This is a genomic window from Stakelama portus, from assembly GCF_003171655.1.
Lineage (GTDB): Bacteria > Pseudomonadota > Alphaproteobacteria > Sphingomonadales > Sphingomonadaceae > Sphingomonas > Sphingomonas portus.
The window spans coordinates 13,486-35,441 of sequence record NZ_QFZL01000003.1 but is presented as its reverse complement, the minus strand read 5'-3'; the positions used below and the strand labels follow the sequence as shown (position 1 = coordinate 35,441).

General features: G+C 61.3%; 28 protein-coding genes. All 28 read left to right on the top strand.

Annotation, left to right across the window (positions count from 1 at the left end):
- The first annotated feature begins 104 nt into the window (after nt 1–104).
- A complete protein-coding gene (locus DKB74_RS08595; RefSeq protein WP_109807758.1) occupies nt 105–3,086 on the top strand; it encodes a TonB-dependent receptor plug domain-containing protein in 2,982 nt (993 codons plus the stop codon).
- Nucleotides 3,087–3,158: 72 nt separating this feature from the next.
- Entirely contained in the window at nt 3,159–3,830 is a 672-nt protein-coding gene (locus DKB74_RS08590) for a TetR/AcrR family transcriptional regulator (RefSeq protein ID WP_109807757.1), read from the top strand.
- A gap of 219 nt (nt 3,831–4,049) precedes the next feature.
- Nucleotides 4,050–4,754 carry a flagellar hook-basal body protein gene (locus DKB74_RS08585; protein WP_109807756.1) on the top strand — a complete coding sequence of 235 codons (705 nt, stop codon included), beginning with the start codon at nt 4,050–4,052 and terminating at the stop codon, nt 4,752–4,754.
- Entirely contained in the window at nt 4,751–5,524 is a 774-nt protein-coding gene (locus tag DKB74_RS08580) for a flagellar hook-basal body protein (RefSeq protein ID WP_109807755.1), read from the top strand. Before DKB74_RS08585 ends, DKB74_RS08580 begins: the two co-directional genes overlap by 4 nt.
- On the top strand, nt 5,521–5,922 hold the full coding sequence (locus tag DKB74_RS08575; RefSeq protein ID WP_109807754.1) for a flagella basal body P-ring formation protein FlgA: 402 nt from the start codon (nt 5,521–5,523) through the stop codon (nt 5,920–5,922). The genes DKB74_RS08580 and DKB74_RS08575 overlap by 4 nt, the downstream gene beginning before the upstream one ends.
- On the top strand, nt 5,922–6,497 hold the full coding sequence (locus DKB74_RS08570) for a flagellar basal body L-ring protein FlgH (RefSeq protein WP_109807753.1): 576 nt from the start codon (nt 5,922–5,924) through the stop codon (nt 6,495–6,497). Before DKB74_RS08575 ends, DKB74_RS08570 begins: the two co-directional genes overlap by 1 nt.
- Nucleotides 6,497–7,621, top strand: a complete 1,125-nt coding sequence (locus DKB74_RS08565; protein WP_109807752.1) for a flagellar basal body P-ring protein FlgI — start codon at nt 6,497–6,499, stop codon at nt 7,619–7,621. Before DKB74_RS08570 ends, DKB74_RS08565 begins: the two co-directional genes overlap by 1 nt.
- Nucleotides 7,622–7,629: 8 nt before the next feature.
- Nucleotides 7,630–7,965 carry a flagellar basal body rod protein FlgB gene (locus DKB74_RS08560; protein WP_109807751.1) on the top strand — a complete coding sequence of 112 codons (336 nt, stop codon included), beginning with the start codon at nt 7,630–7,632 and terminating at the stop codon, nt 7,963–7,965.
- Nucleotides 7,962–8,378 carry a flagellar basal body rod protein FlgC gene (flgC, locus tag DKB74_RS08555; RefSeq protein WP_145960935.1) on the top strand — a complete coding sequence of 139 codons (417 nt, stop codon included), beginning with the start codon at nt 7,962–7,964 and terminating at the stop codon, nt 8,376–8,378. Before DKB74_RS08560 ends, flgC begins: the two co-directional genes overlap by 4 nt.
- Nucleotides 8,375–8,695: a flagellar hook-basal body complex protein FliE gene (fliE, locus tag DKB74_RS08550; protein ID WP_109807749.1), complete on the top strand. Its 321-nt coding sequence runs from the start codon at nt 8,375–8,377 to the stop codon at nt 8,693–8,695. The genes flgC and fliE overlap by 4 nt, the downstream gene beginning before the upstream one ends.
- Before the next feature lie 43 nt (nt 8,696–8,738).
- Complete coding sequence (gene fliF, locus DKB74_RS08545; RefSeq protein WP_161956841.1) at nt 8,739–9,962, top strand: flagellar basal-body MS-ring/collar protein FliF; 1,224 nt, start codon at nt 8,739–8,741, stop codon at nt 9,960–9,962.
- On the top strand, nt 9,949–10,278 hold the full coding sequence (locus DKB74_RS08540) for a hypothetical protein (RefSeq protein ID WP_109807747.1): 330 nt from the start codon (nt 9,949–9,951) through the stop codon (nt 10,276–10,278). Before fliF ends, DKB74_RS08540 begins: the two co-directional genes overlap by 14 nt.
- On the top strand, nt 10,275–10,937 hold the full coding sequence (locus DKB74_RS08535) for a FliH/SctL family protein (protein ID WP_109807746.1): 663 nt from the start codon (nt 10,275–10,277) through the stop codon (nt 10,935–10,937). Before DKB74_RS08540 ends, DKB74_RS08535 begins: the two co-directional genes overlap by 4 nt.
- Nucleotides 10,931–12,259 carry a FliI/YscN family ATPase gene (locus tag DKB74_RS08530; protein ID WP_109807745.1) on the top strand — a complete coding sequence of 443 codons (1,329 nt, stop codon included), beginning with the start codon at nt 10,931–10,933 and terminating at the stop codon, nt 12,257–12,259. Before DKB74_RS08535 ends, DKB74_RS08530 begins: the two co-directional genes overlap by 7 nt.
- Nucleotides 12,252–12,701: a hypothetical protein gene (locus DKB74_RS08525; RefSeq protein ID WP_145960933.1), complete on the top strand. Its 450-nt coding sequence runs from the start codon at nt 12,252–12,254 to the stop codon at nt 12,699–12,701. The genes DKB74_RS08530 and DKB74_RS08525 overlap by 8 nt, the downstream gene beginning before the upstream one ends.
- Nucleotides 12,698–13,537 carry a hypothetical protein gene (locus DKB74_RS08520; RefSeq protein WP_145960932.1) on the top strand — a complete coding sequence of 280 codons (840 nt, stop codon included), beginning with the start codon at nt 12,698–12,700 and terminating at the stop codon, nt 13,535–13,537. Before DKB74_RS08525 ends, DKB74_RS08520 begins: the two co-directional genes overlap by 4 nt.
- Nucleotides 13,534–13,989, top strand: a complete 456-nt coding sequence (locus tag DKB74_RS08515; protein ID WP_109807742.1) for a flagellar hook capping FlgD N-terminal domain-containing protein — start codon at nt 13,534–13,536, stop codon at nt 13,987–13,989. The genes DKB74_RS08520 and DKB74_RS08515 overlap by 4 nt, the downstream gene beginning before the upstream one ends.
- Nucleotides 13,990–13,991: 2 nt before the next feature.
- Complete coding sequence (locus tag DKB74_RS08510; protein WP_109807741.1) at nt 13,992–15,170, top strand: flagellar hook protein FlgE; 1,179 nt, start codon at nt 13,992–13,994, stop codon at nt 15,168–15,170.
- Between the two features lie 191 nt (nt 15,171–15,361).
- On the top strand, nt 15,362–15,940 hold the full coding sequence (locus DKB74_RS08505; RefSeq protein WP_161956840.1) for a FliM/FliN family flagellar motor C-terminal domain-containing protein: 579 nt from the start codon (nt 15,362–15,364) through the stop codon (nt 15,938–15,940).
- A gap of 8 nt (nt 15,941–15,948) precedes the next feature.
- Nucleotides 15,949–16,263, top strand: a complete 315-nt coding sequence (locus tag DKB74_RS08500; RefSeq protein ID WP_109807739.1) for a FliM/FliN family flagellar motor switch protein — start codon at nt 15,949–15,951, stop codon at nt 16,261–16,263.
- On the top strand, nt 16,260–16,646 hold the full coding sequence (locus DKB74_RS08495; protein ID WP_109807738.1) for a hypothetical protein: 387 nt from the start codon (nt 16,260–16,262) through the stop codon (nt 16,644–16,646). Before DKB74_RS08500 ends, DKB74_RS08495 begins: the two co-directional genes overlap by 4 nt.
- Before the next feature lie 11 nt (nt 16,647–16,657).
- Nucleotides 16,658–17,356 (top strand): flagellar type III secretion system pore protein FliP, encoded by a 699-nt coding sequence (gene fliP, locus DKB74_RS08490; RefSeq protein WP_239987432.1) that lies wholly within the window; start codon nt 16,658–16,660, stop codon nt 17,354–17,356.
- A complete protein-coding gene (locus tag DKB74_RS08485; protein WP_161956839.1) occupies nt 17,353–18,078 on the top strand; it encodes a sigma-70 family RNA polymerase sigma factor in 726 nt (241 codons plus the stop codon). The genes fliP and DKB74_RS08485 overlap by 4 nt, the downstream gene beginning before the upstream one ends.
- A 63-nt stretch (nt 18,079–18,141) precedes the next feature.
- On the top strand, nt 18,142–18,648 hold the full coding sequence (locus DKB74_RS08480; protein ID WP_161956838.1) for a tetratricopeptide repeat protein: 507 nt from the start codon (nt 18,142–18,144) through the stop codon (nt 18,646–18,648).
- Nucleotide 18,649: 1 nt separating this feature from the next.
- A complete protein-coding gene (locus tag DKB74_RS08475) occupies nt 18,650–19,003 on the top strand; it encodes a hypothetical protein (protein WP_109807735.1) in 354 nt (117 codons plus the stop codon).
- A complete protein-coding gene (locus tag DKB74_RS08470) occupies nt 19,000–20,112 on the top strand; it encodes a tetratricopeptide repeat protein (protein ID WP_109807734.1) in 1,113 nt (370 codons plus the stop codon). The genes DKB74_RS08475 and DKB74_RS08470 overlap by 4 nt, the downstream gene beginning before the upstream one ends.
- A complete protein-coding gene (locus DKB74_RS08465) occupies nt 20,113–20,877 on the top strand; it encodes a flagellar biosynthetic protein FliR (RefSeq protein WP_109807733.1) in 765 nt (254 codons plus the stop codon).
- Nucleotides 20,878–21,954, top strand: a complete 1,077-nt coding sequence (locus DKB74_RS08460) for an EscU/YscU/HrcU family type III secretion system export apparatus switch protein (RefSeq protein WP_109807732.1) — start codon at nt 20,878–20,880, stop codon at nt 21,952–21,954.
- Nucleotides 21,955–21,956: the final 2 nt, after the last annotated feature.

Below are 21,956 nucleotides of genomic sequence, written 5' to 3'. Positions count from 1 at the left end.
AGTCTTGACGGTCGTTAAATGATGGCGCAGCTTTCGACGAGGGGCGCCGGATGAGCGCGCCGGAAAACAGGACGCCGCTCAAGCGGTGAGGAGAGGAAATCACGATGGCTATGCGCCCGATAATTCTGGGCGGCGTTTGTGCTGCCGCTCTGATTCAGCCCGCATTCTCGCAGGAGGCGCCGGGAGGTGCTCCGGCACAGGATTCCCCGACTGAGCAATCCGCCGAGATCGTCGTCACCGGATCGCGTATCGCCCGTCGCGATTTCACCGCCGAAAGCCCGATCATCACGGTGGACGATACGTTCATCCAGAATAGCGGCCCGTCGACGCTGGATCAGTCGCTGAACGCGCTTCCCCAATTTTCAGCCTCGCAGGGCGCGCAGACGTCGTCCATCGGCACGTCGGGTGCGGGATCCTCGGGCGGGCGGTCTACGGCCAATCTGCGCGGTCTGGGGCCCGAGCGGACGCTCGTCCTGTTCGACGGTCGCCGGCTCCAGCCATCCGATCCTTCCGGCGCGATCGACCTGAACGCAATCCCCACTGCACTGGTTTCCAATGTCGAGGTGATCACCGGCGGCGCATCGGCGGTTTATGGTTCCGACGCAATTGCCGGGGTGATCAACTTTCGGTTCAACGACCGGTTCACCGGTCTGGAAGTGCAAGGCGATGCCGGGATCTCCGGACTGGGGGATGCCGCCACCTATAGTGGGTCGGTGACCTGGGGCGGGCGTTTTGCCGACGACCGGCTGGGCCTGTTCTTCTCCGGATCCTATCTGGAACGCGATACCGCTTCGCAGCATCAGCGGTCCTTTTTCGACGATGAAAATGGCACATCCTCCCCCACTTCGGGGCTGATCATCCAGTCGGGCACCAATCCGTTCGGATTTGGCGCGCCTGCGTCGGTGGCGGCGTATCGCCAGCTGTTCGCCAATGGCTATGGCACTGCCGTGCCGCCGGTTTCGAGCAGCTATATGCTCAACGCCGACCGAAGCCTGGTGGGCCGGACCGGCGCGATCAATCTGCGCGACGATCCTGCCACCGGCTACCTCGTATCGGACGGCGTGGTGCGACAGCGTTCGCTGTATGATTCCACGCTGCAGTTGCCGATCGAACGCTATACCGGCTTTGGTCGTGCGGAGTTCGCGATTTCGGACGCGCTCACTGCCTATGCGCAGTTCAACTACGCCACCTATACGACCAACCAGCTGTCGGGGTCGGGCGTGCTGCAATCGGTGGTCGAACCGATCCAGATTCGCGCCGACAATCCGTTCGTTACGTCCGATCTGCGCGTGCTGCTGAACGCGCGGCCGCGGCCGAATGCGCCGATCACTTATTATTTCACGAGCACCCGGCTCGGCCGGCTGGAGGTCGAGCAGCAATATGAAGCGTTCCAGGGGCTTGGCGGCTTTCGCGGCGATCTGGGCGGAGGGCTGCGCTACGACGTTTATGTCAGCCATGGGGAAACCGATCAGGACGCGACGGCGCGCAACCAGGTCAGCCGCACGCGCTTCAATGCGGTGGTAAACGCCGCCGATGGCGGCCGCAGCCTGTGCGACGGAGGCTATGATCCGTTCGGCTTTGCGCCAGCCTCGCCGGGGTGTCAGGCGTATCTGACCTTCAGCACCACCAATCGCTACCATTATGAGCAGACGGTGGTGCAGGGGAACGTCACCGGTGAGATATTTGACCTTCCCGGGGGCCCCGTGGGTTTCGCGGTCGGCGCGGAATATCGCCGCAATGCCTATTCCGCCGACATCGACCCGCGCAACAGTCCGACCGCGACTGCCACGCCGGGTGTCACCACGGCCCCGGAAGCGCTGGGCACGTCGGGACAATTGTCCACCGCCGGCGATATCGCGGTGCGCGAACTATATGGCGAGTTACTGCTTCCGGTGTTTCGCAACCAGCCGTTCCTGGAACTGCTCGAATTCGATCTGGCGTATCGCTATTCCGATTATGACCGGATCGGCGGCACGCACACCTACAAGGCGGGCGGCACCTGGTCTCCGATGCGCGGCATCAGTATCCGCGGCGGCTATTCGCGGGCGATCCGCGCGCCCAGTCTCGGCAATCTCTATTCGCCGCGCGAAGGCGCGATCGGGATCATCGGGCTGGCGTCGGCGGGCGGAGGCGATCCGTGCGACGTGCATGGCGCGGCGCGCAACGGCGGCGTCGCCGGCGTCGATCCTGCGCAGGTGCGTGCGCTCTGTCTGGCGCAAGGCGTCCCCGCCACACTGATCGACGGATATTCCTATTCCGGTCAGGCGAATTCCGCATATCGCGTCGGCAACCCGAATCTGCATGAAGAAACGGCGGACAGCTATACGATCGGCACGGTGGTGCGGCCCGCCTTCATGCGGCCATTGCTGCGCAACTTCACGGTCTCGGTCGATTATTACAAGATCACCGTCGACGACGCGATCGGTTACGTCACCAGCCCGGTGGCGCTTCAGCAATGCTTCAACTTCGGTGGGCAGAACCCGGGCTATGATCCGGACAACCTGTATTGCGCCCTGATCGCGCGCGACGGTTCCGGGCTTCTCGCCTCGATCGACGAGCCGCTGTTCAACCTTGCCAAGTACGAAACCTCGGGCATCGACTTTCAGCTGGACGCGGCAGTGAATGTCCAGGGGCTGGGTATTGTCTCGCTGAACAGCGCGGTCAGCTATGTGATCGCCTATAAGCTCCAGTCGATCGAATCCGAGCCGACCTATGACTATGCCGGCACCATCGGCAATGCCCAGATCGACGGCTATTCCTCGACTCATCCCCGGTGGAAGCATGTTTCGACGCTTACACTGGGCGGCGAAACGGGAGCGCTGTCGCTGCGCTGGCGGTATATCGGCGAGATGCGGGATTCCTCCACCGTCAGCAACAGCGCTGCCGCTGCCGCAGGTGTCCCTGCGGTGAGCTATTTCGACCTGATCGGCCGCATCCATGTGGGCGATCAGTTCGAATTTCGCGCCGGCGTGACCAACCTTACCGACAAACAGCCGCCTCAGTTCGGCGGGCCTGCGACCACGGCGACGTCGACCTATGATGTGATCGGGCGTCGATTCTTCACCGGCTTCACTGCCCGCTTTTGAAATAGCCTGCGCGGCCCGCGCCGATCGGTGCGGGCCCATCTTTCCTTTGGTTCGTTGAAGCGCCATAATTTGATGATGTCAGAAGAAAATTCTCCCGCCGCCTGTGCTCCCCCGCGCCAGCGCCGCAGCCAGGCCGAGCGGCGCGAGGAGACGCGGCGACGCGCGATCGACGCTGCAATCGCCTGCCTCGCAGAAGAAGGTTATGCCGCGACGACCACCATCACCGTCGCAAAGCGTGCCAATATCAGCCGCGGCGGGATGCTGCATCATTTCCCCACCAAGACCGACCTGATCGTTTCGGTGATGCAGGAAATCGAACAGCGCGTGCACATGATGCGCCGCGACGAGATCCTGCGCTATCCCAAAGGGGTCGAGCGGTTCCTGGCACTTACCGACGTCACCTGGGCAACGATGGCCGCGCCCGAGATGATGGCGTCGCTCGAGATATTGATGGCGCAGCGCGGTGACGAGGCGCTGGAGGAGCGGCTGATCGACGTCGCCGATGATCTCGACCATTTCCAGCTGGAGGGCACGCAGCGGATAGCCAGGGCGGCAGGGATCGAAAATGACGATCTGGTCGAAGCCATGCACACGCTCCACCAGGCGGCATTTCGCGGACTGATGATCGAACGGCTGATCACCCGCAAGCCCGAGAAGATTGACGCCGCGCTGGACCTGCTCCGCTGGTACAAACGCGTTTTCGCCGATCGGATGCTGAACGAGGCTTCGGAACAGAAAGCCTAGGCCGCCTGGAAGGGCGAACGTGGCGCGTAAGGGCGACTACTCTGCCAGCACCAAAAGCGTGATCGCGAGCAGGTTCAGGACAAATGTATTTGGTTTTACGAGTCGCCAAACCTTGGCGCGCGGGCTCGGTCGAATCTGCATTAATGACATAAATCAATATCTCCTTGACAAGCTCTGCGACTCAGTGTCCCATTGTGGGACAGATTCGCCGGGGGGTGTATGTCAGATTTTGTCGAGTGTGCGACCAGTATTATGGTCGCGGCAGAAAGGCGTCTTGAATCGGTCGCGCGTAACGTCTCCAATATCTCGACACCGGGATATAAACGCGAAATTCCGTTCAGTGATTTGATCTCGAAATCCAGCGCCGATACTGCAGCGATGCGGTCAGTGCGGTATGATCATAGTCAAGGCGGCTTGACCGAAACTGGAAATGCGCTGGATGTCGCTGTCAGCGGTAACGGATATTTTCGTCTCCGGAACGGCAATCAATATGTCTATTCGCGCGCGGGGCAATTCGCGCTCGCATCGACCGGAGAGGTCGTCAATCCGCAGGGAATGGTCCTGCAGCAGGCTGGCGGCGGAGATCTGGTCCTTGATCACGGTGCGGTGACGATTGAAGCCGATGGCGTGGTGCTCGACGCTGGGGTGCCGGTATCGAAGATCGGTGTGTTCGCAGTTGTGGATGAGGCTATGCCCGCGGCGGCGACAAATGGCTTCGCGCTGCTGGATGATTGTGAGATCGAGTTGGTCGACACCCCTGTTCTGCGCCAGGGTATGCTCGAAAGTTCGAATGTCGACCTGGGCGACGAAATGGTCAGCTCGATGCAGGCCAGTCGCGGTTTCGAAACAGGTGCCCGACTAGTACAGACCTATGATGAACTGTTGGGAAGAGTGTTCTCCACGCTGGGGAGGGTCGGTCAATGAGCGACGCCTTTAGCGTCGCAGCGACCGGTTTGAATGCGCAACAGAAAGCGCTCGATACGATCGCCAACAATATCGCAAACGTGAATACGCCCGCGTTCAAACGTGCCCAGATACGCTTTTCCGATCTGGTGGCTTCCGTACGGCAGCCGGAAGTCGACGCGTCTGATCCGTCGCGCCAGGTGTCTACGAGTGCGGGTGTAGCGGCATCGACCCAGCTGATGCTTAATCAGCCGGGCGAAATAGAAAGGACCGGGAACCCCATGGATGTGGCGGTTTCGGGAAATGGTTTTGTCGAAGTAATGGGCCCCGGCGGTCAGACCTTGCTATGGCGTGGCGGAAGTTTGCGCATCAACGAGGACGGGTTGCTCGCCACTTCTGAAGGTTTCGGCCTGCTCTCGGGGGTGACCGTGCCATGGGACGCGACGGCGCTCTCTATTTCGCCAGACGGTACGGTTAGCGCGATTATTGATGGCGAGACCACCGCTACGGAAATCGGCCAACTCGGCCTCGTCAGAATTGACGATGCGGCCTCCGTCGACCAACTTGATGATGGCTATTACCGGCTTCGCGACGGCGCCTCGGCCATTTCAGGGGTTGCCGGTGAAGACGGGTTGGGGCGCTTCGTTCAAGGTGCCATCGAGCACTCGAATGTCGTCTTGTCGGACGAAATGGTGGGCCTGATGCTTGTTCAGCGCGCCTATGCAGCAAATGCGCAGATCGTCCAGGCTGCGGATCAGTTGATGGGTGTCGCGAACGGATTGCGTCGATGATCGGCATGCTTGCCTATCTGAGCGCTGCGATGCCGGGGCAATGCTATGCTGCGGCCCGCAACATCGATCCGGGAATGCCCCTGGCTTCGAGAGACGTCGTTTCGGTGCCTTGCAGACAGGAGGAGCGTCCCGCAGCGATGCTCGCCTATGACGGGCATGCGGGCGTCGCAGTGACAAGAATATTGATACCGGTCGGAACCTATCTGGGCGAAGTCACTGCGATAGGCGACGATGTTGTCGCAAATGGCGATACGGTAACGCTTCGTTCCTCGGTGGGGGCGGTTACGATCGAGCGACCAGTGTCGGCGCTTCAACATGGCCGGTCGGGCGATCGGATTTTCGTGCAAGATGCCGATGGCGCGATATTTGCCGCGCAGTTTGTGGTGGAGGCACCTTGATGCGCCTTCGCATATGCGCGCTGGCGGCCATGCTTTTGTGCGAAGCGCACCCGGCCCTCGCACAGAGTCTCTATCGCGAGGGGGGCTGGGCCGCGATGGCTGCGGATCGTCGTGCATCGGCGGTCGGCGATGCGATCACCGTGGTGGTGCAGCAACAGGCGGAATCGTCGAGCAGTCAGACCAGCACAGCCAATGGTTCGACCCAACTGAGTGGCGATATCGGCTTCAGCGGAGTGGCAGAAGCGGCGCAACTCGGCTTTGGTGGCGGATATTCGGGTCGCGGCGAAATACGTCGAAGCGAGCGGCTTGTCGCGGTGCTCAGCGTTACCGTGGTCGACATTCTGCCAAATGGTGATTTCCGGATCGCGGGGGAGCAGCAGTTGCACGTCAACGGCGAGGATACGCGCATCGCAGTCCGCGGGCGTATCCGACCTGCAGATATTGAAAGCGACAATACAATTGCCTCGGGCCGCATTGCGGATGCTGAGATTGATTATGACGGAAAAGGATTTGTCTCGCGTGGTGCTCGACCGGGTATCATCACGCGCATTTTCAACTTTCTGGGTCTATTGTGATGTGCTTGCGATATTGGCGGCTGCTGTCGTTGCTATGTGCTTCGACATTGCTGGTTCCGATTCCGGCAAGCGCCCAGGACGTCCCGATCAAAAGCCTGGGTCGGTTCGCGGGGTGGCGCGACAATGTTCTGGTCGGATATGGGCTGGTTACAGGCCTTTCAGGGTCAGGAGATTCGCGACGGAGCCTCGTCACTCGACGTGCGCTTCGCAATATCCTTTCCCGGCTGGGTGCTGGCGTTACCGAGGACGAGCTGAGCAGCCGTAACGTCGCAGCCGTACTTGTGACGGCAACCTTGCCGCCATCGGCAAATTCCGGCGACCGGATCGATGTTACTATCTCTTCGATTGGCGATGCGCGCAGTCTGGCCGGTGGCACGCTGATCCTCACGCCCCTGCTGGGGCCCGATCAGCGCACCTATGCACTTGCGCAGGGGTCCTTGGTGACTGGTGGCTATCAGTTCGATAGCGGCTATGATCGCGAGCAGCGCAATTATCCCACTGCGGCAACACTTCCAGGGGGGGCGACGATCGAGCGCGACCTCGATTCTCGGCCAACCATTACCGATGGCGCGCTGCGCTTTCTGCTGCGCGAACCGAGCTTCACGACCGCCGAACGCATTGCCGAACGGATCAGCCAGCGGCTCGGCTATGGCACGGCAACGGCAGTCAATGCGGACGAAATCCGTATCGCTTACTCCGGGGCGGAATCGGAAATTCCGGCCTTCATATCCCGCGTCGAGAATTTATCCGTGGAACCGGACAGCATGCCGCGCATCGTCATTAACGAACGCACGGGAACGGTCGTCGCGGGGGGCGATGTCACCATTTCGAGCGTAGTGGTGGCGCAGGGGGACATCAGGGTGAGCGTAAAGGCGCAAAGCGTCGCTTCGCAGCCCGGCTATGCCGTCGCTACCGGCAATGGTGTTGCGAGCCTGATCGTAACCAACACTGACGTTTCGGTTGAAGAAGGTGTCGGCGATCTCGCGATCACCTTGCCCAGTACTACGGTCGCCGATCTGGTTCAGGCACTGTTTCGGGCCAGGGTCGACACGCGCCGCGTCATTGCAGTTCTGCAGGCGATCAAGGCCGCCGGCGCGCTCCATGCCGACATCATCATTCAATAGGGCTGGCTATGGGCAATTTCACCACGGAACTGATCGTGAAGGCGCTCGACGGGCTTTATGCGCGTCAGACCGTCACAGCGCAGAATATCGCAAACGCCAATTCCCCCGGATACCGGGCGATGCGCGTATCCTTCGAAGACAGTCTGAAGGCGGCTGCAGCAAGCGGCCGGGCGGACCTGGCCGACGTCACCCCACAGATGAGCCTGGTTCCAGAGGGGGAAGGGCTGCGCCTCGACTTGGAGATCGCGACGGCTTCGCAAACAGCGTTGCGTTTCGGTGCGCTGCTGTCGGTCCTGGAGGGACGCGGGGGTCTTATGCGTACCGTGATTGAAGGGGGCAGGTGATCGTGGGACCAATCGAGATCAGCGCCACCGGTCTGGACGTTGAGTGGCGCCGCATGGAAGTGATCGCGCAGAATCTGGCGAATATGAACAGCACGCGCGGTCCGGACGGCGCGCCCTATCGGGCACTTCGGTTGGTTTCGGGCCCGATCGGCGATTTTTCGACCATGATGAATCCGGACGAGCTTGGAGGCGTCGGTGTCACGCGTGTCGATTCCGGCGATATTCGTCTCGCCTATGAACCTGAAAATCCTGACGCCGACGGCTATGGCTATGTCGCCTATCCGGAAATCGACCATGCGGCGGAAATGACCCTGCTGATCCGAACGTCGCGGGCCTATGAGGCCAATCTGACCGCTATGTCGATCGCGCAGCAAATGTATGCGCGTGCAGCCGAATATGGGCGGGCCGCATGACCAGTTTCGAACCCGTTGCTGCGATTTCATCGGTCGTCGATCCGGTCCTCATGCTGCGCCTCGATATGCCTGTCCCAACGACTGCGATTGGCGGCAGCCAGAGCTTTGGATCGATCCTGATGCAGGGGCTTCAGTCAGTCGATCAGAAGGTTGCGAGCGCAGACGGATTGGCGCGCGCATTCGCACTCGATCCGTCAATGCCGGTGCATCAGGTCACGACGGCGCTGGCCGAGGCCCGGATTTCCGTCGAGCTCGCGATGCAGGTGCGTTCACGCCTGGTCGAAGGCTATCGCGAACTCATGAACATGCAGCTTTGAGATGGCCGAAACCCCGACAACCGATGACGCGCTGCGGCGCTCCATGCGTATGCCGCTGATCGGCGCGGCGATTTTCGCGATCATCGCGGTACTCCTGATCATTGCCTATCTTGCATTTCTGCGACCCGGCTATGTCGTGCTAGCGCAAGATCTTCGGCCCGAAGAAGCCGCGGCGATCGTTTCCGAGCTGGATGCCAGCCATACCTCCTATCGATTGAAGGATGCCGGGACGACGATCCTGGTATCGTCCGCTGCCGCCGATGCGACGCGGCTCGCGCTGGTTCAGTCGGAGGCAGCGGCGCGGGGCGAGATTGGTTTCGAGCTGTTCAATAAATCCGATATGGGGCTCACGAGCTTCGCGCAAAAGATCAACTATCAGCGTGCGCTGCAGGGCGAACTGGTGCGCACCATTTTGCACATGGACGGGATTGTCGATGCGCGCGTGCATCTGGCGCTTCCCGAGCGATCCCTGTTCCGCGACAATGGCGTTGCGCCCAAGGCTGCGGTGACGCTGACTCTACGCAATGATCGCCCTCCCACGTCGGACCGGGTCGCGGGGATCCGCAATCTGGTTGCCGCCGCAGTGCCCGAACTCGATCCGGAAAATGTCGTTCTGCTCGATTCCTCCGGCCGATTGCTGACGCCGGAACCGGTGGTTGTCCGGCCCGAACTCACACCTGAAGCCGAGCAACGTGCCGCGGTTCAAAGCTATTACCACGCACGAGCCCGGGGCGCGGTCGACGCGGCGCTTCCGGGTCAGGCATTTCGTATCCATATTTTGGCGATCGAGGATGGCATTGCTCTAACTGCGGGAGAGGTCATCGCTGCGCAGGAACGAGCGCCAACGCAGCGAAGCTTCCCGTTGCGTGCGACGGTAGTGACGCCTGTCGCAATGCCTGCCGATAATGTGGCGATAGCGCGCGACGCGATCGCACGCGCAATCGGTTTCGATCCCGCACTCGGTGATAATATCGTATTCGAGACCGGGCCTCTTGAGCCGAGCGTCGCGCCGGTTGCGGAACCCATGACAGTGCCTTTGCCCGGCGCGTCGGCGAACGAAATGCTCCAGCCGACGACACGCAGGTCCGGCGGAATCTGGTGGCCCACTCTCGTTGCTGGACTTGTCGCGCTGCTTCTCGTCATCGCCATTGTCACGCTTGTTCGTCGCTTTCGTTCGCGCCCCATGATGACGGATGAACAGTTTCAAAACTTCGCCGATCAACTGCGCAACGGTATTCGGGAGGCTCGTGCCGATGCCGGCGTCTGATCGCAAATTGGCAGCGGCCATTGACGAACTGCTCGCGCTGTCGGCGGGTGAGCGCAAGGCCGTGCTGGCGCGTTTGGAATTGGATGACCGGCAATGGCTTCTGCTGCGGATTGCCGAACGGCAGGGCAGAGGCCAAGCCGAATATTCGCCGAAGGTGCAGGCGCGGCTCGACCAGGTGAAACGCGGCACAGACACGCTTACCCAGCGCAGTCGGGAAGCGGTCAATCGTGCGACCCTCGCCTGCGAGGGTGGCGTCGGCCGCTCGCTTGCGGATGCGATGCTGCACAGTTTCGTCCCGTCAAGGCGCGGCAAATGACGGCGGTTATCAAGAGCAGGCTGGCGACCGGGATCCGTGCCTATGCCGCTGCGCCGAAAACGACGGCCGACGCTGACCAACATGTGTCCGCGCTCGACCTCAAAGACGTAGAGATCGATCGTCTACGAGGAGAAATCGCGCGCCTTTCCGAAGGTCTCAAGCGTTACGAGGCGGGCAATGCAGAAGCGATCCGGGAAGCGCGAAAGGCGGCGCTTGCCGAAGGCCAGGCACAGGCAGCGCGCGATGCAGAAGCCCAGCTTGCGATCTTTCGTGACGCAGCAAAGGCCGCAATATCCGATTTCCAGGCCCGGATGACGGAGCTCGATGCACTGGCGCCGATGCTGATCCATGCGGTGCTTCAGAAGTTGTTTGGCGATCCCGCGAACTGGAGCCGGATGGTTGAGCCTATGGTTCTTCGAGCATTGCGCGATCTGCGGACGAAATCGGTGGTGGCGATTGAAGTCAGCCCACGTGACTTTGCGACGCTTCCGCAGGACGGGGCCCTGGCGCAGGGCGAATATCAACTGGGGTTCGGTCACGATCTCCACGCAGGGCAATGCCGGATCTGCTGCAGGATGCAGGAAATCGCACTCGACGTGCGTGAGCAACGAGACGCCATTCTGGCGCTGCTATCGGAAATGGAACGGGTGTCGTGCTGAAGCGTCGCTACCTCGACCTGCTCGATAGCGCGGAATTGTTGCGGCCTTTCGCCGTGGTTCGGGCAACGACAGCCAGTCGGTTTGAGGCTTCTGGGCCCGATTGCGCGGTGGGTGATCTTTGCGAGATCATCGCATCTGACGCCCCGACCGAAGCCGTGGCAATCGCCGAAGTAGTTGCGATTTCGGAATCGGGAGTCGTCCTGACGCCGGTGCGGACAATCCGACAGGTTCGCCCCGGAGACCGCGTTTTTCGGCTACGCAGCGGCGGTGACGTCGCCGTCGGTCAGGCATTTGCAGGGCGAGCGATAAACCCGCTTGGAGAAGCGATCGACGGTGGCGCGCCGCTTATTCCCGATGCCCTGGTGCCGCGCGGTGGCGTGTCGGCTTCTCCGCTCGATAGGGTCGGTCCTACCTCTGTCGTCCCGACCGGAATTCGGGCCATTGATGGGCTTTTGACGCTTGGCATGGGACAGCGCGTCGGCATTTTCGCGGCGAGCGGTGTCGGCAAGACCAGCCTGATCGAGCAACTGTCCAGCCAGATTGCGTGCGATCGGTGTATCCTGTGCCTTGTCGGCGAACGTGGGCGCGAAGTCGAGGGCATCTGGGGGATGGTTGCGGGCCGCAACGACGCAAGCCGGTTCACTATGGTAGCTGCGACATCGGATGACAGCGCAGCATTACGGGCACGCGCTGTCGATGTCGCGCTTTGCCTTGCCGAGCATTGGCGCGACCGGGGGGAGCATGTGCTCTTCATCGCGGATTCGGTGACGCGGCTTGCCATGGCACTTCGCGAAATCGGACTGTCTGCCGGGGAGCCGCCGACCGTGCGGGCCTATACACCAAATGTATTCGCTGCGCTGCCACGCCTGGTCGAGCGGTGCGGCGCACGGCGGCGCAGCGGCGCCATCACGGCAATCATGACGATCCTCAGTGAAACGGACGAGGTCGACGATCCTATTACCGAGACGATGAAATCGCTTCTCGACGGTCATATCGTTTTGTCGCGAACCTTGGCAGAGCGGGGACATTTTCCCGCAATCGATATTGCACGCAGCATCAGTCGCCAGGCGGAGCGGATCATCGAGCCGGGTCATCGCGACGCCGCGCGAGCGGCGCTACGTATCCTGTCCATCTACGAGGAATCTCGGGTCCTTATCGAAAGCGGCGTGTATCGCCCGGGGTCCAATCCGGAAACGGACGCAGCGCTGGCTGCTCGACCGGCACTGCTCCAGTTTTTGCAGCAGCGCTGGGATGAAAGGATTGATTTCGCTACGGCGATACCAGCGCTGCGCCATGCCGTTGCGGGGGCGCAGCATGAATAGGCGATCGGAAGTACGCCTGCTCGCCCGTATTGTGGCGATCCGCGAAGCGCAGAATGCGTTGTCGACCCAGCGATTGCTGGAAGTCTCTGATCGCGAGCGATCAGCGACCGAGGCCCTGTTGCGTGCCGAACAGCGCAGCGCGGAAGCATCCGCGCAATGGGCCGATTATCTGGCTGGTCAAAGGATGATTCCCGAGCTTGCGACGGGATTTGGACAGCGCGCGATAGATGCTGCGCAAGCGAGGATGGCAGCGAGCGACCATCGCGACGCGATGCAGGCGAAAACCGACCTTGCGCGATCCGCGCGCGATCGATCCGAGGCGCAACTGTCGAGCAGCAGGGATGTGCTGGCGACCGCGCGGCGCAAGCAACAGCGGCGCGAAGACGAGCGGATGCAAAATGCACTGTCGGATCGCGCAACGCAGCGATGGAGCGCACGATGATCGCTCCGGTCGTTCCGTTCTCGCCTCAGCGTGGCGAGTCCGCAAATGGCGGTCAGAACGGGGATCATCCCGGTCGTCCATTCGCATCGTTGCTTCCCGCTGCGCTGATCAGCGTACCTGCCGACGGAGCATATGAGCCGGACGTTCCTGGAAATCGATGGGCGGCCACGGTTGAGATCGGAAACGGGCCGGGCGATCCAGCGGTGCTTCAGGACATGTCCGACAACGCTGTCGGGGATGGGCACCGGATCCGGCCTGTGCGGGCGTTCGAGCATGATGGGCTCCTTGAGACCAGATCGCTGGCATGGGAACGCGCGCAACGCGCGGCAGATATCGGTGGAGATGCTGCCGCCTTGCTGCCTGATTCCCGCCAGGCGAAACATTCGGTGGATGGCGATCGCCTGGAAATCGCAATCGGGAAGGCACGTTCCGATACGCTTGCGACAGCGATGAGCTGCGCTGTCGGAGTGGGAGGGCGGCGGCCCCTTCCTACGCTACCGGTCTCCAACCTTCCTCGTCTGGACCTGCTGCCGGTCATCGCTGGCCGCGCTGAAAGCCATCCGGCCGCAGGCACGGCTGCGCCGGAAGCGGAGGCACCGCCTCCGGCGCGGACGGCTAAGCCGAGGCGGGAAGGCGGTTCGCCCAGGATTGTCCTCGAAGCAAGCAGCGGCGGGGAGATCGCGATGATTCATGTCAACGGTTTGCCGCAGGAAGAACGCGATCGATTGCGGGCTACGGTTGCGGGACTTCTGTCGCGGCACGGTCGTGCCATTGCGGCCATTCGGATCATGGCATCGAATAGCGCCGAAACATTCAGACAGGGGGAAAACCAATGAGCGCTATCGCGCCGATTCAGGATCTTGTGCCCACACAGTCGACTTCGACTTCGTCGAGCAACGCCGGCTCCCAAAGCGCCGCCGATGCCTATGGGCTGAGCTTTGAGTCCTTGCTCAAGATCATTCTTACCGAATTGACCTATCAGGACCCGCTCAAGCCGATGGACAATTACGAGTTCGTTTCGCAGCTCGGTCAGTTCTCGCAGATTCAGCAAGGCGAAACGATGACGGATCGTCTGACCCGCATTGCAGAGTCGCAGGCTGGATTCCAGGCAACTTCGATCCTGGGAAGGGTTGTCGATGTGCCGGCCGGCGCCACGGTGCTTACTGGCACGGTAACGGCGGTCGCATTCAAGGATGGCGTGCCGCTGCTCACCATAGAAACCGAAAACGACCAGACCATCTCCGCAGTGTCGATCGACAACATCTCGCAAGTCAGGGAAGGGGAGTAACGATGTTCGGCGCAATCTATATCGGTCTGAGCGGCATGAATGCCTATTCGAAAGGCCTGCAACAGATCAGCAATAACGTTACCAACCTCAATTCCTCCGGATTTAAAGGGAGTACGGTCAGTTTCCGAAATTACTATTCCGGGGGGCAGAGCGGAGTAAACTATTCGGGCGATCCCACCGGAGGCAACGGTGTAACACTGGCCAATAGCCGGCTTGATTTTTCGTCCGGTGACCTGCAGACGACCAACAGCAGCCTCGACCTTGCGGTTCGCGGCAACGGCTTTTTGGTGCTGCTGGACGGCGATAAGGTATTTTACACGCGTACCGGTTCGTTCGAAGTCGACCAGCAAGGCTATATCGTCCATGCCGAAACCGGCTATCGGTTGGCTACGCTCAATTCAGCAGGGCGCGCAGTCAGCTTGTCGATCGACCCGCAGCGGACAAACCCGCCCGAAGCAACGACCAAAATCCGCTTTGCCGATTATCTGTCTTCAAGCGCCACCGACCCCTATTCCGTGAGCGATCTTACCGTCTGGGACTCCTCTGGCGGGTCGCATGACTGGACCATCACCTTTACCCGCAACACGGATGCCGAGGGCAATGCCTGGACGGTGGCTGTCACTGACGAGGATGGTACCCAGGTGGCCACGTCGGAATTTTCGTTTGGAACCGACGGCGTGATCGATCCCGAGCGCAGCACGCTTTCGATTGTTGATGCCGATAGCGGAATTGAACTTACGCTTGATTTCAGTGACGTGTCGTCGTTCTCGGCGGGCGAAGTTTCCACGCTGCGGGTTGCGGAAATTGATGGTTTTGGCGTGGGGACGGTGACCGGGCTGGTTGTTAACGCCGACGGAGAAATCGAACTCAGCTATTCGAACGAGCAGACTTCCATTCTCGGTGCGCTTGCTCTGGCAGACTTCCGAGATCCCCAGGCGCTCAGCCAAATGGATGGCGGCATTTTCGAACAGACGCACGCTACCGAGCGGCTTCTGCTCGCCAGCACTGATCCCCGTATGGGCGACGTGCTGTCGAACCGGCTCGAAGCATCCAATGTCGATCTTTCGGCGCAATTCGGTGACCTGATCATGGTCCAGCGCGGATTTCAGGCGTCCTCGCAAATTGTCAGTGTCGCTAACGACATGATCCAGCAGCTATTCGGCATTCGAGGTCAGGGATGAATGCCAAGGTTCGAAGCTGGTTGCCCCCCGAAACCCGACCGCCGCGTCCCGCCAGAGTGGCTTTGGTTGAGATCGTGGACGGCTGGGCAATGGAGTGGGTCGGTCGCGAGGCGCTATTGGTCGGGGAGCTCTTCGCGCAGCCGGTCAGGCGATCGATATCTAACACGACGCAGCTTCGCTGCGGAAACGAGTTGTTCGTTGATGTCAGTCCGGAAGCGGCGGTTGCCGTCGGTGCACAGCTACTTTCGCTTGGGCACGATCACCCTTTCAACGATGCGGATCGCCTGCTGCTGGAGAAGATCGGCTGCGATGCGCTCGCCGATCTCTATGCCCGGCTGGGCAGCCGATTCGGCGTCGCCAAGCCCACAAATTGGGTCGAAGCGTCTCCGGGGGAGGCTGCCCGGGCGAAGATGCACAGTTTTGAGATTTGCGACGATACACGCCAGTTGAACTTGGTGTTTCATTTGTCGCCGGGCCTTTTCGCCAGCTTTGTCCGTTCGACCCTGCCCGTGCCGCAGCATGCCCCGCTGGGATCGGGCTCCGCTGCGCTGGCGGACGTGCGCGTTGCAATCGGAGCATCGCTGGGAAGCTGCCGGATCAGCGCGGCGGAGTTATCCGATCTCGCTACCGGCGACGTGCTGCGCCTCGACCAGCCGCTGTCGGTGCCGCTGGAACTGCTCGTTTCGGATCGGACCGGTGCGGGTACCTGTGCGGTTATCGAGGCGCCGGGCGGGCTCGCGCTGCAGATTTCCAAAACTCAGTTCAGGTAAGCATTGCAATGGACTCCATTGAGGCGGCTGACGCCGATATCTCCCCAGAAAACGATTCCGCCCGCCAGCGAGAGCAGAAGCGGATCAACAATCGACTGATCGAAAACGTCAGTGTCGATCTCGAGGCAGTGTTGGGCGGTGCCACAATGCGCGTCGGGGAACTTGCGTCACTCAGCCCAGGTTCGGTCGTCCCGCTCGATGCGGCACTAAACGCTGCGGTCGAACTGCGACTCAACGGAATCACGATCGCGCGGGGCGAGTTGGTGGCCGCCGACGACCATTTTGCCGTGCGGCTGAACGAGATCACGCAATGGCCCGAATGATACCGGCGGGCGGGGCGCTGCTGCTTCTCGTGCTGTCCGGGCCAGCCGCCGCCCAACGGCTGGGCGGCGGCCATGCGCCCGATATTTCGATCGTTCGTATCCTCGGCGCCCTGTTTGTCTGCCTGCTGCTTGCCGGCGCCGTTGCCCTGGTTCTCAAGCGTGGTGGTGGTCGGATCGACCTTGCCGCAATGCGTGGATTGGTGAGCACCAAAACGGTGCCGCAGCGGATCGAAATAATCGAGACGCGACGTATCAGCCAGCATGCCGATATTTGCGTTTTTCGCTGTGATTCCCGTGAATATCTGGTCCTGTCCTCTGCCCGGGAGCAGCGTGTCCTGCGCGAAGCGCAGATCGAGGTTGCCGATGAGGATGGCGCGCAGTGAAACGGCGGGCGTTGCTGTTCGGCGGCCTGTTGACCGGCGCGTGCGCGCTTCCGCTGCCTGCGATTGCGGCGCCGGACGCCGGCATTTCCACCGATGTCGTCCGGACGGCGCTTCTGCTCACCATATTGGCGGTTCTGCCGGCGATCGTGATGAGCATGACCAGCTTTCTGCGGATCGTCGTCGTTCTTTCGATGATCCGACATGCGTTCGGCATGCCAGAAACGCCGCCGAGTTCGGTCCTGATCAGCCTGGGCCTGTTTCTCACGGCCTTTGTGATGACGCCGACTCTCACCGCCGTGAACAGCCAGGCGATCACGCCGCTGATGGAGGGGGGGATTTCCGTCCAGGACGCAATGATCAGGGGGAGCGGGCCACTGCGCGACTTCATGCTGGCGCAGACCCGAGACAGCGATATCGAGGCCATTTACGCAATCGCAAAGGCGCCGTTGCCACGACGGCCGCAAGACGTGGAAATCCTCAAGCTGACGCCAGCGTTTCTGCTCAACGAACTCCGGGTCGCCTTTACGATCGGCTTCGTCATCCTGCTGCCATTTCTGCTGATTGATCTGGTAGTCGCCAGCATCTTGCTGTCGCTCGGGATGATGATGGTTCCCCCGGCAACGATATCGCTGCCGATCAAGATTCTGATGTTCGTTCTGATCGACGGCTGGGGGCTGGTACTGCAGGGTGTAATGGGCAGCTTCCGGTGACCCGCGTCGGGCTCGACATCGTGTTGGTGCCGCCTCGCGTTGAAGCGTCGCTTTGGCGCCGCTTGCGTTTCGAGCGCGAAATCCGGTGTCGCGAACAGCTCTTCTCGCGCTATCGCAACCTCGCCCGGGGGCTGGCGGTGCGTCAGCTCCGGCGCAGACCTGATAACGGGATCGAACTGGGTGATATGGAGCAGTTCGCCTATGAAGGGCTGCTTCACGCGATTGATCGCTACGATCCGGTTCGCGGGGTTCCGTTCGGTGCCTTCGCGCGCCGCCGGATCCTAGGCTGTATCATCGATGGCGCGGCACGGCTGAACGAGCTTGATGCGCAGTATGGCTATCGACGCAAAATGGCATCCGAACGCTTGGCTTCGGTGGCGGATGCCGCGACCGGGGCTGGCGATACCCTGGCCGTTCTGACCGAAATGGTTTCAAGCATGGCGATTGGAGTTATGCTGGACGATACCGGCATGATCGAACGCGAGGACGGGGCAGATCACCGACCGAGCGCATATGAGAGCCTTGCCTGGCGCCAGCTGCATGGGAAGCTACGCTCGGAAATCGAACGCTTGCCCGAGAGGGAAGCGATGATCATCCGCCAGCATTACGGCAACGGTGTTAGCTTCAGACAGGTGGCGCAGTTACTGGGCGTTACGCCCGGACGCGTATCGCAACTTCACGCCAAAGCTTTGCGTACGCTTCGCCGGCGAATTGGCGAATAGGATGAAGGAGGCGGGAACATGACCCAATGTCCGGACGATGAAATGCAGCAATTGCTCGGTGCGATGCAGGTGCAGACCGACGATGCAATCGTCCTGACCGAGAAGATGATCGACGCGTATCCGGAGGATGCTCGATTGCATTTTCTGCGCGGGTCGATCCTTGCCGGAGCAGGTCGACCAATCGAGGCGCATGCTTCGCTCAGCCGTGCAGTTGCGCTCGCGCCGGATTTCGCACTGGCCCGTTTCCAGCTGGGATTTTTCGAACTGACTTCCGGAGAGGCGCAGCGGGCATTGGCGACCTGGGAGCCCCTCGGCGCGCTGCCAGATACTGCATATCTTCGCCGGTTTGCCGAGGGCCTGGCCCATCTGATCCGAAACGAATTTGTCGAAACGGTACTGGCCTTGCGATCGGGGATCGATGCGAATGAGGAAAACCTACCGCTCAACAATGACATGCAACTCATCATCGACGAGTGCGAAGGCCTGATCGGGCGCCCGTCAGCCGAAGCGGATGAAGCATCGGCAACGTCGCTGTTGCTTGGGCAGTTTGGGCCGGGAAGGACGCATTGAGATGACCCGGATCGGCGGCGTTGATCAGATATTGCTGATGCTCCGCGCCCAACTGCAACGCGCCGAGAAACAGCGCGGCAGTGCGCGAAGCGGACGCGCCGGTTCAGCGCAGCCCGTCGCGGCGAGACCGATCGACCGGATTCGCGCGCTGGCGGCTATGGAGGATCTGGACGAGCGGCATGTGCGTCGGCTCGTGGTTCGCGCAATCCTTACCGAAGAGTTTGGCGAGGCCGTCGCCAATGATGCGGCATTTCAGAAAGTGATTGAGCAGGTGGTGACAATGCTGGGCGAGGATGAACGCGGACGAGCGGCGATGCAGCGGGCAATCGTACAATTGGGGGTGGAGGAGAAATGACCAAAGCGGGACGCTTTGCGACCTTGTCACGCTTCCTTGAAGAGGATCCGGATAATATCCGACTGCTGGTCGACGCGGCGGAAGCGGCGCTGGATGAAGGCGAGTTGCAGGCGGCAGCCGAGTTGCTCGCGCGTCACGAGCGGATTGCGCCTCTGTCGATCGAGGCGCGGCATCTGAGCGCCGTCATAGCGATGCAGGCACAGGATTGGTCGCACGCGGCAGAGGCGTTGGCATCGCTTCGGGCAGACGGCGTCGATGCCCCTCCGTTGCGCTTCAATCTTGCCTGGTCTCTCTCCATGCAGCAGCATTTCGATGCGGCATTGGAACTGCTCGACGAAAGCACGGGCGAAGCATTGCCGCAGGCTGCCGAGCTGGAGATTCAGCTTTTGCATCAGCTGGGCCATCTGGACGCGGCAACTGCGCGGGCGCATCAGTATGTGGCGCGACATCCGGAGCATCGGGGGTTGAATGCGGCGATTTCGGTGCTGGCGCTCGACATCGAGGACAGCGAATTGGCCGCGCGCTGCGCCAGGGCTGCGGGTGACCATCCTGACGCTTTGACCTCGATTGGAACACTCGCCCTCGAAAACGATGATCCTGCTTCAGCGGGGGAATTGTTCGATGCTGCGCTGGCTCGCAATCCCGGATCGCCGCGCGCACTGATAGGCCGCGGGCTCGTCCGCTTGCTCGCCAATGAAGCCGCGGCGGCGAACGACCTGGATCGCGGAGCCGAGATTTTCGGCACGCATCTAGGAAGCTGGATCGCCGCCGGTTGGGCATATGTGATTGCCGGAGACACGGGGGCAGGGCGCCAGCGCTTTGGCAGGGCGCTGGCGATCGATGACAATTTCGCTGAAGCGCATGGATCGCTGGCAGTTGTCGAATTGCTCAGCGGCGACATGGATGCTGCCCGTCAGCGCACTGAGGTGGCGTTGCGGCTCGATCGCCAATGTTTCTCCGGAGCGCTGGCGGCAACGCTGCTGGCAGCCGGCTCGGGAGAGCAGGCGCGGGCTGAAATGATCTTTCGGCGCGCACTGGAAACGCCCATCGACGCCAGCGGCAGGACAATCGCTGCGTCGCTTGTCCGGCTGGGAATTGGCACAGCGTAAATGCAAGCGATGGGCGATCTGACTGCCCAGGCGGTCGCGACTCTGCTGACCAGCCTGCGAATAGCGCCGATGCTGGCATTTGGGCAGCCATTCACCTTGCTGCGAATGCCGACGGTAGCGCGCGTGATGATTGCCATGTCGCTCTCCGCATGGCTTGTGTCGGGATATCCGGTTGAAAGCTGGCAGAGCCCGGCGCTGACCTCCGCATTGCCCGGAGTGGCGGCGGGGGAGTTACTGCTGGGCATTGCCCTGGCGCTTGCTCTGCAGCTTGCCTTTGCCGCGATCCAGATTGCCGGCCGGACGGTGGACATCCAGGCAGGATTTGGCCTCGCGATGTTGGCCGACCCGACGACGCGCAATAATATGCCGTTGGTCGGTTCGCTGTTCGTTTATGCTGCCGGTGCCGTCTTCTTTGCTGTGGGCGGCATGCAGGATCTGCTGGCGATCCTTGCTGCGTCGTTGCGCGCCGTGCCGTTGGGGGCGGTCGCGTTGAGGGGCGGACCGGTGACGCTGATCGAATTCTTTTCGTCAGCGCTCGCGATCGCATTCGGTATGGTTGGTATCGTGCTGCTGGTGCTGTTTCTTCTGGATCTCATCCTTGCCTATCTCTCACGCACCTTGCCGCAGATGAATGTGCTGTTCATCGGATTTCAGGTGAAGGCACTTGCGACCATTCTCGTCGTTCCGCTCGCGCTCTCGGCTTCGGCGGCGCTTTTTCTGCACCTTTTGCGGGCCGCGTTCGACACGATGACGGGGCTGTTCTGAATGGCTGAGCAGCAGGACCAGAACCGTAGCGAGGCTCCGACTCCCTACAAACTCAAGCGCGCGCGCGAGCGGGGTATGGTCGCGCGTAGCAGCGAACTGGGCTTTATGGGCGGGCTGGCTGCACTGGGTGTCTTTCTGTCGGTCGCAGGTCGTCACTGGGCGGGACGACTTGCAGATCTGACGGGAACCGTGATCGACAGCGTCAGCACCACCGGTGGCGATCCTGAACAGGCGTTGTCCCTGGCCGGGCAATTCACAAGCGCCATGTTCGCACCGGTGCTGCTGTTCGGTGGGACGGCGCTTGCGATCATTCTGCTGCTCGAAATCATTCAGCTGCGCGGGCTGGTCTTTTCTGCCGAGCCGCTCAAGCCGGACTTCTCGCGACTCAATCCAGCGACCGGGCTTAAGCGATTGTTTTCGACGCGAATGCTGAAAGAAACGCTGAAGACGGTGTTCAAGGCGCTGGTGTACGGCGTAGCCACCTGGCTGTTGGCGCGCGATGCGGCGTCGCGCTTGGCCGAGGCGGGAGGAAGCGCCGTGAGGCTGTCCGAGGCGATGTTCGCGCTCGCATTGCGTACGACATTCACCTTTGCCGGGATCGCGCTTGCATTTGTGCTGCTCGATCAGATCCTCGTTCGTGGCGAATTTCTGAAGCAAATGCGGATGAGTCGCCGCGAAATCACCCGCGAGACAAAGGATCGCGAAGGCGATCCGCGCCTGCGACACCGGCGCAAGCAACTACACGCCGAATTCGCCCAGGCAAGCCAGAGTAAAGGCAAGTTGCCCGGGTCGGATCTACTGGTGGTTAATCCTCAGCATTTTGCCGTGGCGCTGCGCTATCGCGCCGAAGAAGACGAAGCGCCGATTATCACCGCTAAGGGACGTAACCGTTTTGCGCTTGCGTTGCGGGAGGAGGCGGCTCGGCTTGGCATGCCGGTGTTTTCGCGGCCCCCGCTTGCCCGCGCGCTGTTTCGCGCTTGTTCGGAAGGCGAAGCGATACCGGGCGAAAAATTTCGCGAAGTCGCAGAAATCTATGGGGAATTGTTGCGTAGTTCGCAGCGAATGGGGACGCATTGAGC